Below are 11,024 nucleotides of genomic sequence, written 5' to 3'. Positions count from 1 at the left end.
CTCAAGCTGTCAAAGTTGAAATGTTGAGTATACACGAGAAAACAGGAGAAAACATTACTTTATAGTGGGAGGATAGTACCAGAGGAAAATCATCGTATGGGAGCCCCACTGTCAAAACCTTTGCTGATGGGTATAAGAACAGAGGCTCCGTCTATTTCTCCGGTGATGGGAACGCAACCGACGCCTATATCGGGATGAATAATGTGGTTGCCGGAGATATCATTACGGTTTACGGGTTTGGTACAAATGGTACCGGTCCTGCTATGGTAAATTTTGTTTCAATCAGCAGTGAAACCGGCAAAACCTCGATAAAAAATACGGACTCTGTTACCTCTGCTGGGCAAAAGATCGTTTATAACGTGTTGGAATCCGGCTCGTTGAAGATTCACTTTAGCGGCAGTGGAACCTTTAAACCGCAAATCGCCAGAATTACGAGAACTCCAGGTGTTAAAGTAAGCGGCTCGTTAAATATGGGGACGCTCTCAATTTCGGGACATTCCCTTGTTTTTCAAAATCAAACCACCTCGGAAGTGTTTAAGGCTACGCTGAACAGCGATGGCACATTTGACGCAACCCTTACAGCGGGCTATTCGTATACGGCCGTTCTGCAGGGTGTCAGCTCGGATTATACCATTTCCGATTCGACGAAAACGGTGACGACAGCGGTTTCTGATATAGCGAACGGGATCGGGAATATTACGCTGCAGCTGCAAAATATGCCTTTGGCAACCGTTCAAGGATCCATTAACGGTATTGAAACCGATTACAATATAAGCCGATTCAAAATGATGTTTAATCCGCCTGAAGGTAGTCTGGCGCCGCCGGTAGAGGCTGTTATTGATAAAGACGCTATGACGTACACGGCTGCGGTCAGGAAAAATGTTCCTTATACGATGACGCTTGCTGGTGTAAACGACTACGAGCTTACAGCGGCGATAAGCGTCAATACGGATGCGAATACAACGCAACATGTGACGCTTGTCAAGAAACCTCTTTATACAGCGACGGGCGCCTTCGTGGGGCTGCCCTCGACAGCAACGATTACAAGCATGTCATTTACCCGCGTCGATGACGGTTATACCTATCCCGGCACATTGAGCAATTCAGGAACAACGTACGCGGCTCAGCTTCGGGATGGCGCCTACGCTGTAACGGCGGTTTCTTCGGATTCTAAGTACAGCACGATTGGGCATGTCGTAGTAAATGGAAGAAATGTCGCAAAAGATGTAAGGTTTTCCACGACTACGCCGCCGGCGGATCTGCCTTTGGTGCAAGATTTGTATGTCGGCGATGCTGCCAAGTCTAATAACTATGCTACGGTAAAGGATGCGCTCGCCGCCGCGGCCAGGATGAAGCCAACTAGCGAGGCGCAAAGAATTACCATCCATATCGCGCCAGGCGTATACCGGGCCCAACTGAAAATCGAGACGCCGTACATCAGTCTGGTGAACGCCGCTCCAAGCCAAGGTGAAGTAAAAATTACGTGGTACTACGCGGTTGGCTATGTGTATTTCAGTGCTGATAAAGGCTTCTACAATGAGGATCGCGCATTTGACAAGTACGCCAAAGGGACTGTTAACATGTGGGGACCGACCGTGTATCTGACAAACAAAGCGAACAGTTTCAGAGCAGAAAACATTACCTTCGAAAATTCATTCAACAGGTATATGACGCAAGAGGAATTGAACGATGGGGTTCAGGTTAACTGGGCCGATCCCACCAATACGACAGAAAGAACAAGTTTGAACGATGACGTTACCGCCAGAAAATTTACAGAAAGAGCTGCGGCAATGGCCATTGAAGCGGATAATGTGGAATTTTATAAATCCCGTTTTCTGTCCAACCAGGATACATTGTTTACAGGCAGCGGCAATATTTATTTCAAGGACAGCTTTATTGAAGGGAATACCGATTATATTTTCGGCGGCGGCAATGTCGTATTCGAAAATAGTACCTTGAACTTTGCGGGATTTAGCGATCAGAGCTCGTCTGGGTATATTACTGCGGCAAACACAAAATCCGATCAATTAGGCTATTTGTTCATAAACAGCACCATAACGGGAACAATCCGGGGCAGCTTTACGTCTAAAGGATTTTTCGGCAGACCTTGGGGACAGGATGCTGGCGTCAAATTCCTGGATACCAAGCTGCAGGACCTCTCTGTGCTTGACAATAGGGGATGGTCTGCAATGAGCAATAATACAGCGGAAAATGCGCGTTTCTTCGAATATAACACGACTTACAATAACGCGCCGGTAGATACAGCTACCAGGAGCAGGTATGTACTTAACGGGGAAGCCGCTGTTACCGATGTACTCAGCTATTTCGGCAGCGACTGGACTCCTTCCTATTATGTGTCCGGAAGTGTGACCCAGCCTGTATTGACTGTACGCGCTGCAGGTCAAACTCAGGCCGTTCTTACCTGGACCAGCTCAGTGAGCAGCATCGGTTCCGTGATCTATGAGGTATATCGAGATGGGAAGAAGCTGGGGACAACAACAAACAATACTTATACGGATTCTGGCCTGACTCCATTCACGCCCTATAGCTACAAGATAGTGGCTGTCAATACGTCGGGAAATCGGGCAGAAAGCTCCGTCGTCCAAGCAACCGCCGATGGGCAAAGCGCTCTTGCCGCACCGGTGCTCACGGCAACGGCAGGGGATAAAAGTGTAACGCTTAACTGGAATGCGGTGACGGATGCTACTTATTATACGGTAAAGGGTCATACGGTCGGCAGCGCCGTGTACGAGGTGACGTACCGGACGAACAGCCCAACGGTAACCTCCTATACGTATTCAGGACTGACCAATGGAACAGCGTATCAGTTCATCGTTATCGCTTCCAAAAGCGATGATGAGAGCGCAAGCTCCAATGAAGTAACGATTACTCCGATTGCTTCAAGCCCTGCGCTATCAGCGCCGAGTATTACGGCGATCGCAGGGGCTACCAAGGCAACAATTACGTGGAATCCGGTGCCAGGCGCGGTCTCTTATAAGGTTAAGGCTGGTACGGCCAGCGGTGCGTATGACTTGTTGTCTGCTACAGTGAGTGACAAAAACACGTTTACTTTCGAGGGAGCCTATGGAGCAACTTATTTCTTTGCCGTGACGGCCAGCAATGAGCACGGCGAAAGCCCAAGCTCCAATGAAGCCAAGGCAAAGCTTGGTCAGACTGACAAATTAAAGCCCGAGGATTTCTTGGGAATAAACGTTGGAGCTGCTGCTATATCGGGTTCAACAAGCTTTGACGATACGACCAAGAGCTTTACGATTATCGGTTCAGGGTCAGGTATCAATAAAAATCTTGACGGACTGGATCAGGTGTATATGAGCACCGTCAAGATGAAAGGCGACTACACGATCAGCGCCAAGGTGATGTATAACTCAGGCGTGTTAGGCAACATGGGCTTGATCATAAGAGAAAGCTCGAATGCCAACAGCTATCATTATACGCAGATCGCCCAGGGCACAGGCGGAAGAAGCATGTATCGGTACAATAATGCTTCAAACGGCTCCAATACAACGGTACGGCTGGGTGAAGCAGCCTATGTGCAAATCAAAAAGGTAGGCAACAACTTTAGTTCGATTATCAGCTCTACGCCAATTCCCGAAAATCCGGTGAACACGGAGACGCTTAAAATTAGTATGAGGAATGCTACCGGCTTAGGACTGGATGCCAATGGAAACCCGAAGGAGCTGTATGCAGGCTTAGTCGTTACTCCAGCTACGGCCGCATCTTCTACACTGACGGTCTCCTTCGAGGATGTCAAAATCGTGATGGCCGATGGAACGGTAGCCTTTGATTCCAATGAGGGGAAGCCGGTTGCGCCTAAAAATGTGGCAGCCAAGCCTTATGATAAAAGTGCTGTCATCAGCTGGGATGCGCTCCGTACAGCAGCATCCTACACGATTAAGCAGAGCACAAGCCCGGAGGGGCCATTTACGGTCGTCCGAACGGTAGCTGGCGCTGACCAGCATCAAGCGCGTATTGAAGGACTGGATAATGAACGGACCTATTATTATGTCGTCACTGCAAGCAACGCAAGCGGAGAAAGCATTCCATCCGCAGTGGCAAGTGTAACTCCTTCGGCTGCTTCTGTACTGCCGGTTGTCATTACGATGACTTCGGCTGAGCCGGCAAGCGAGGTATTCAAGGCGATCTTGCCGCTTAGCGGGTCCGTCAACAAGAAAAGTGTCTTGACCATTCAAAATAACGGCAATTCCATCGGACTGGACGGAACCAATCCAAGTCTTGCTTTAGGCCCTGACGGAACCTTTAACGCGAATATAATTTTGGCGTCAGGCGTTAATGCGATTGTTATCAAGGCTGCCGATGACTACGGCAATGTTACGACCCTGAACTATACCGTGACTTATACGCACAAAATTACAAATATCGGCTTCTATGATAAAAATGATCAGCCGATGTCCCAATTGACTTCCGGAGGGGACGTCGTTGTCAAGGCAGAGGTGGAAAACTATATTGCAGCCTCCCAGGATGCGGCGCTGATCGCAGGGCTGTATGACGACCATAACAACTTGATCAAATTTATCATTACAGCTGAATCGCTGCGTAACGGTGAAACCGAAACGTTTTATGCCAAGCTGAGACTCCCGGATGATGTAAGCGGGTATACGCTGAAGGCTTACCTTTGGGATAGCCTTGTGAATATGCAGCCTATCTCCGATGTCATCACGCTGAAGTAAGGACAAATTTAGGAGGTCAACGATGAAGCGGAAATTAGTAATAAGTGCGCTGAGCGCTGCATTGTGTCTTGCTTCTCTTCAATTACCTTTATCTGCTCAAGCTGAGGATGCCCCGGCTTCCATACCGGCGTTTCCCGGAGCAGAGGGTGGGGGCAAATTTACCAGTGGCGGCCGTGGCTACGATGTGTATGAGGTTACCAATCTTAATAATGCCGGACCGGGTTCGTTAAGAGATGCGGTCAGCGCGGATAATCGGATGGTCGTATTCCGTGTTTCGGGAACCATTCACTTAAATAGTCCATTAGCCATCTCCAACAGGAAAAATATAACCATCGCCGGCCAAACGGCTCCTGGAGACGGGATTACGGTTGCCGGTTACGGTACGGATGTCAGTAGTTCAACGAATATTATGATCCGATATTTGCGGTTCAGGCCTGGCTCAGCAAATATAGACAAGGAGCCTGATGCGATTGGAGGCCGAGGTTCTAATTATGTAATGATAGATCATGTATCTTCCAGTTGGGCGACGGACGAGGTATTGTCCTTTTATGAAAATCGTAACTTGACGGTACAATGGAGCATGATCAATGAAAGCTTGACTTTATCCGGCCACATCAAAGGAAGGCACGGGTATGGCGGCATCTGGGGAGGATCATCGACAACTTTCCACCATAATCTTGTTACCAGCCATACCAGCAGATTGCCGAGACTTGGCAACGGCGCTACGCCAGGAGATGTAACGATGTCTAACAACGTCATCTATAACTGGGGCTTTAACAACACGTATGGCGGTACGGCTACGCTTCAATCGAACGTCGTAAACAACTATTACAAGGCGGGTCCATCCACGCTGAAAAATGTGAAGGGTAGAATCGTTAATCCCAGCGACGGCCAGTTTTATGTAAACGGCAACTACTTGGAAGGCAATCCCGAGGCAAGCGCCGACAATAGCAAGGGTATCCAAAATGTGGGGGCGGCGGCAACCTTGGCGAGCACGCCTTACGTGAATAATAGCTATTCACTTGTGAATATTGAGAATGCCCAGGATGCTTACCATGCAGTGCTCAATAAGGCGGGTGCGGTTCTGCCGCGAAGAGATGCGGTCGATGCCCGAGCTGTAGAAGACGTTAGGAATGGCACAGGAAGAGTGATCAACCGGGAATATGAAGTCGGAGGTTATCCGGAATTAAAGTCGGATGTGGCTCCGCTCGATACGGATCATGACGGGATGCCTGACGCTTGGGAAGATGAGCATGGACTGGACAAGAACAATCCGGCAGACGGAAAAGCCATTACACCAAGCGGATACAGCAACCTTGAGCTTTATATCAACAGCCTGGCGGATATGTCCTATGTGCCAGAAAACCCGGTTGTGAAGGTGACAACGCCAACCTACAATGCTTTATACGAGCAAGGCGGTCAATTGCAAATTACCGCAGAGGCTACGGATGCTGACGGCATTGCCAAGGTTGAATTTTACAGCAATGATAAGCTGGTTGGAACCCAGATAGCGGCGCCTTACAGCTTTACGCTGGACAATGTGGAGGCCGGAACTTATTTTATCTCGGCCAGAGCTTATGACAGCAAGGGAAATGCAACCCAAAGCACCTCGATGCCGGTTCATATCAACGGCCCTGAGGTTGGGGCTCCGTGGAGCTCCGTCGATATTGGCAGCACTCCCATCCAAGGACGCGGAAGTCTGGACGAGTCCGGTACATGGACCATTAAGGGTTCAGGCAAGATTACCAGAGCCGAGGACAGCTTCCACTATGTATACCAGCCGATCAGCGGCAACGCATCCTTAACGGCCCGACTGGATTCTATTGCGTTGTTGGACAATAACGCGATTTCCGGCTTAATGATTCGGGAGAGCCTGGAGCCCGACGCGGCAACTGCTCTGATCAGCACCTCCATTGTAAAGGCAGACAGAGACGAGAATGGAAACGGTACCCATGATGATACGTATTATGGCACTTATTTTTCATCGAGAATAAATAAAGGCGAAGAGGTGAAAACCTTAAACCACGCGGATTATCCGCAGGATTTTTTGCCTAACTTAATGGATGTTACCTTGCCGTTATGGTTGAAAATCGAGAGGAACGATCAAACGATTGTTGCGTTTACTTCCCAGGATGGAACGACCTGGAAGGAGCTTTCCAGAAACAGTTTCCCTATGGGCAAGGATGCCTATATCGGACTTGCGGTGGATGGCACGCAGCCTGAAATAGATAATAAATACTACAATACGGCGAAGTTTTCCAATGTGCAGCTCAGTCAATCCTTTACGGTATCCAATGTGAAGCTTACTGATGTGCTGGGCAATGAGTTGTCTGCTCTTGCTCCAGGCTCGAATGCGATAGCTGCCGTTACGGTGAATAAAAATTCCCTGGCCATCGAAGGTGCAGCCATCGTCATTCAACTGCTTGATGCCGACGACCGGGTCATCGGCGCCTCCTATGTCAGCAGTGCGTTCAAGACCGGCCAAGAGAAGATCGTGAAAGCGGGCTTCAGCACGCCCTTGAATCTGGGGGGATTAAAGGTAAAGGCATTCGTTATCAATAACGTCCACGATGAAATGGTTATTTCTAATGAAGTCGTTGTGGAATAATGGTTCTCTACAATCCAGGTTAGGAGCGGACGTATGAAAAAGAACAGTCTAGTCTTAATACGAGCCTTTATCGCGTTAATCGTCTTTTCGACGGTATTTATTCATGCGGGGGCATCGGCGGAATCAGCCTTGACGGCGAGCCAGACAGTTGACCATAACACGGCTTCGTTTGAAGTAAGCAATGCTGCGGAGCCCCATGCAGTTGTAACTATTCTGGTATTAAAGAAGCAGGCAAATGCTGTAGCGTATATGGATCAAGCTGTGCTTGATAACGGGAAATATACGTTCAGGACGCTGTTGCCCAAGGGTGATTACACGGGATACGTAGGCTCCTCAACCAGCGCTAAAGTGACCCTTGAGGATTTCAGCATTCTAACAGATGAAACGATTACAGGCTTCAAGGCCCTGCAGCCAGTAACGGTTGCTCTCGGTGGAAGCTTGGTGACGCCAAGCTCCGTTGTCGCTATTTTCAGCGACGGAGCCAACCGAGAAGTCGGCGTACAATGGACGGACGTGCCGAGTACGGATACAGCCGGGCAATTTATCGTGACCGGCACGGTGAATGGCGCTGGAGAAGAGGTGAAGCTGGAGGTTAATGTTGGCGGTTCTACGCCGACAACGCCGACAACGCCGACAACGCCGACAACGCCGACAACGCCGACAACGCCGACAACGCCGACAACGCCGACAACGCCGACAACGCCGACAACGGAAACACCGTCGCCATCGCCGACCGCAACAACTGCCGGCTCTATTGTAACGGTAAACGCAACGCTTGACCGTACAACGAGTACGGCCAAAGCGGAAGTTACAGCGGCAGCCATCGACGCTGTCATGGCCAAAGCACAGGCTGACAGCATGGGGATTAAGATCGTTGACATCACCATGAATCAAGTGGCAGGAGCCAAAGTCTATGAGCCGATTTTTCCGGCGAGCGTGCTGATCAATGGAGCTGAGAAGCACGTTATCAAAGTGACCACACCTGTAGGCGCCGTTGAACTGTCGGGCAACATGGTCCCTTCATCGCTCGCGGCAGGCGGGTCTGCGGTATCGGTTTCGATTGGCTTGGCGGACGCAGCTACGATTGCGGACCCTCAGGTAAGGAAAGCTGTTGGCGATAAGCCGATCGTGGAATTAAACCTGAAGGTGGACGGTAAAGTGGTAAGCTGGGCGAACCAGGGCGCGCCTGTCAAGGTGTCCATTCCCTATAAGCCTGCTTCGGAAGAGTTGGGGAACCACGAACACATTGTGATTTGGTACATCAATGAAGCGGGAGCCGCTGTCAAGGTGCCCAATGCCAAATATAATGTGGCAACAAATATGGTAACCTGTAGCACCACACACTTTAGTAAATTCGCCGTAGCTTATGAAGTCAAGACTTTTACAGATGCGGATATGTATCCTTGGGCCAAGAAGCAGATTGAAGTGTTGGCCTCCAAAGGCATCATCACAGGCACTTCCGAAGCAACCTTCTCGCCGGCGGAAAACATCACCAGAGCGGATTTCCTGGTTTTGCTGGTGAGAACATTAGGAATTACGGCAAATTTCAATGGAAACTTCAATGATGTCCGTCCGTCCGATTACTATTATGAAGCGCTTGGAATTGCAAAGCAATTGGGGATTAGTGAGGGAGTGGGCAATAACGCCTTCCATCCGAACGAGTCGATTTCCCGTCAAGACTTGATGGTTCTTTGTGCCAGAGCGCTTGAGATTTCGAAAGGGATCAAGGCGCAGGGCAGTGAAACGGATATCCGGCAATTCAGCGACAGCTCCCATGTAGCGTCCTATGCCTTAGCAGGTATTGCTTCCATGGTGGCGGAAGGTATTGTTGCCGGCGCCGAAGACCGCCTCTTGCCTCAAGCCAATGCGACTAGAGCGGAGACTGCTGTGATCATGTACAGGATCTTTAATAAGCTGTACTAGGAAAGTATGACGAGCTGCCAGGCGCCGATATGACTAAATCATATCGGCGCCTTCTCGTACGTGGGCTGAACTAAAAGTGAGCAATAATAATGAATTTTATGGCGAAAATGGGCATAAAATCAGAAAAATATTTATGATTATTGTCCTATAATTATGCTATTCGCATCAAACTATTTAGGAGGCATTTACGATGAATACGTTCCTAAACCCGGTCATTCCAGGCTGTTATGCCGATCCTTCCATATGCAGGGTTGGAGAGGATTATTACCTTGTGACATCCTCATTTGAATATTTTCCGGGTGTTCCGATTTTCCACAGCAAGGACCTTGTGAATTGGCGACAGCTTGGACATGTGCTGGATCGCCCGTCTCAGCTTGATTTGGACGGCACGCCGTGCTCCAAAGGGATCTACGCAGCGACGATTCGTTACCATAACGGAGTCTTTTTCATGATCACCACCTTTGTGGAAAGTGTAACGGGGGCGCGTAAAAATTTTTATGTGACGACAACAGACCCGGCGGGCCCATGGTCAGACCCGGTATGGCTTCGCGATGCGCCAGGTATTGATCCTTCGTTATTTTTCGATGATGACGGGAAGTGCTACGTTATGGCCAACCGTCAGCCGCCCGGCGGGCAGCAGTATCCGAAGCATATGGAGATTTGGATGCAGGAGCTTGATGTGGCGAGAGGTCAGCTGGTGGGCTCGAAATTTAGCTTATGGGATGGCGCGCTGAAGTTTGTCCATGCGCAAGAGGGTCCCCATATGTACAAGCTGAACGGCTACTATTATTTGCTCATTGCCGAGGGGGGGACGGGACATACGCATTCGGTCACGATCTCACGGAGTACTTCGATTACGGGACCTTATGAAAGCTGCAAGTGCAACCCGATTTTGACACATCGGCATTTGGGGCGCAATCACCCGATTACTAACGTGGGACACGCCGATCTCGTGCAGACGCAGGATGGGGAATGGTGGATGGTTTGTTTGGGCTCGCGTCCTTATGGCGGCTATTATCGCAATTTGGGTAGAGAAACCTTCCTTGTGCCGTTTATATGGGAGGATGGCTGGCCGGTGATCAATCCGGGCAAAGGCTGTGTAGAGCTTGAAATGCCGCGTCCTTCCCTTTCGGAGCATCGGTGGCCGTCGAAGCCGGCATGCGATCATTTTGATGCTGCGGAGCTTGCGCCGGAGTGGAATTTTATAAGGACGCCGAGAGGCTCGTTCATGTCGTTGACAGAACGTCCCGGACATCTGCGGTTGAAGCTGAAGCCCGAAATCATAACGGATCTCGTTAATCCGAGCTTTATCGGAAGGCGGCAGCAGCATATCAGCTTCGCAGCCAGGACAGCGCTTGAGTTTGTTCCACGGTCCTCAAAGGAAATTGCGGGACTGATCATGCTGCAGAACAACGATTATCAATACCGTGTGGAATACACCCGCAACGAACAGACGGGGCTTGTACGTTTGGTTCAGCGCGTTGAGGGGGCGGACAAGACGTTAGCCGAGCAATCCGTTGCAGCGCCGCAAGCTGGAAAGCTGTATCTCAAGGTTGAAGCGATTGGACAAGACTTCAGCTTTTACTTTGCCACGCAAACGGAAGCATGGGAAGCCTTGTACGAGCGTGCGGACGGAACGATATTAAGTGTTGACGTGGCAGGCGGGTTTTCCGGAACCTACATTGGGTTATTCGCCAGCAGCAGCGGGGAAAACAGTGCGAGCCATGCCGATTTTGATTATTTCGAATATACGCCGTTGGACTAGGCGGCATGAAAGGGGTTCG

General features: G+C 49.9%; 4 protein-coding genes. All 4 read left to right on the top strand.

Annotation, left to right across the window (positions count from 1 at the left end; genetic code table 11):
- The first annotated feature begins 377 nt into the window (after window positions 1–377).
- The 4 genes from AC6ROY_RS07585 to AC6ROY_RS07570 all read left to right on the top strand — a co-directional run bounded on the left by AC6ROY_RS07585 (window position 378) and on the right by AC6ROY_RS07570 (window position 11,005).
- Window positions 378–4,709 carry a pectinesterase family protein gene (locus AC6ROY_RS07585; RefSeq protein ID WP_500099592.1) on the top strand — a complete coding sequence of 1,444 codons (4,332 nt, stop codon included), beginning with the start codon at window positions 378–380 and terminating at the stop codon, window positions 4,707–4,709.
- A gap of 22 nt (window positions 4,710–4,731) precedes the next feature.
- Window positions 4,732–7,317 (top strand): Ig-like domain-containing protein, encoded by a 2,586-nt coding sequence (locus AC6ROY_RS07580; RefSeq protein WP_500099590.1) that lies wholly within the window; start codon window positions 4,732–4,734, stop codon window positions 7,315–7,317.
- A gap of 33 nt (window positions 7,318–7,350) precedes the next feature.
- A complete protein-coding gene (locus AC6ROY_RS07575; protein ID WP_500099589.1) occupies window positions 7,351–9,240 on the top strand; it encodes an S-layer homology domain-containing protein in 1,890 nt (629 codons plus the stop codon).
- 190 nt (window positions 9,241–9,430) lie between these two features.
- A complete protein-coding gene (locus AC6ROY_RS07570; RefSeq protein WP_500099588.1) occupies window positions 9,431–11,005 on the top strand; it encodes a glycoside hydrolase family 43 protein in 1,575 nt (524 codons plus the stop codon).
- The last annotated feature ends 19 nt before the right edge of the window (window positions 11,006–11,024 follow it).

It is taken from the genome of Paenibacillus sp. sg306046, assembly GCF_059821225.1.
The sequence above is the reverse complement of the archived record's forward strand: the minus strand, read 5'-3'. Positions and strand labels throughout refer to the sequence as shown.